Annotated in this window: 2 protein-coding genes; both read right to left on the bottom strand. The window is 60.3% G+C overall.

Annotated elements, in window-relative coordinates; genetic code table 11:
• On the bottom strand, positions 1 to 245 hold a 245-nt coding region (locus ACRXB1_RS36815), incomplete at its 3' end, for an AAA family ATPase (protein ID WP_449494875.1).
• Between the two features lie 6 nt (positions 246 to 251).
• Positions 252 to 932: NAD kinase (locus tag ACRXB1_RS36810; RefSeq protein WP_449494874.1), on the bottom strand; the 681-nt coding region annotated here is incomplete at its 5' end.

Below are 932 nucleotides of genomic sequence, written 5' to 3'. Positions count from 1 at the left end.
GCATGTTCGTCGAGCCACTGCACGACCTGCGCGTGCGTTGAAAACTCCGCGGTGATATCGGCGCGTGCCTCACCCGTACGCACGATGCTCGCGTCGGCGCGGGCGCCAAGCGTAAGTGCGAGGGCATCGATAAGAATCGATTTCCCCGCGCCGGTTTCACCCGAAAACACGGTGAAGCCGCGCTCGAACTCGAGGTCGAGCGCAGAAACAATGACGAAGTCCCGAATCGATAAATGACGGAGCATGGGTGTTTAGAGTTTCGAAACGTCTTCGTGCGAAGGATATTCGTTCCAGTGCAGCTTCTTGCGCAGGGTGGCGTAATGGCTATAACCCACCGGATGCAACACCGGCACGGTATGCCGCGAACGCCGCACTTCGATTGTGTCGTTCAGCTCGACGGCAGTGAATGACTGCATGTCGAAGTTCACGTTCACATCACGCCCGCCGATGATCTGGATATCGACCTGGGAGTCGTCCGGCAGCACGATTGGCCGATTGGACAGCGAATGCGGCGCAATGGGTACGAGCACGAATCCCCCCAGTTGCGGATGAAGAATGGGTCCGGAAGAAGACAGCGCGTAAGCGGTCGACCCGGTTGGCGTCGCCACGATCAGTCCGTCCGAGCGCTGGTTGTACATGAAGCGCCCGTCCACGGAAACACGCAGTTCCGCCATGCCCGAAAAGCCGCTTCTGTTCACCACTACGTCGTTGAACGCCAGCGCGTGGTAGATCGGCTGGCCGTCCCGGACAATGCGCGCTTCGAGCAGGGTCCGCTCTTCGCGCTCGAAACTGCCTCCCAGCATTTGCGGAACGAGTTCCTGCATTTCGGCAAGCGTAATGTCCGTGATGAAGCCGAGCCGACCGTGGTTCACGCCGATCAGAGGCGTCCGGTACGGCGCCAGTTGCCGCCCGAGGCCAAGCATGGTGCCGTA

The sequence above is a fragment of the Caballeronia sp. M23-90 genome (genome assembly GCF_053574605.1).
The sequence above is the reverse complement of the archived record's forward strand: the minus strand, read 5'-3'. Positions and strand labels throughout refer to the sequence as shown.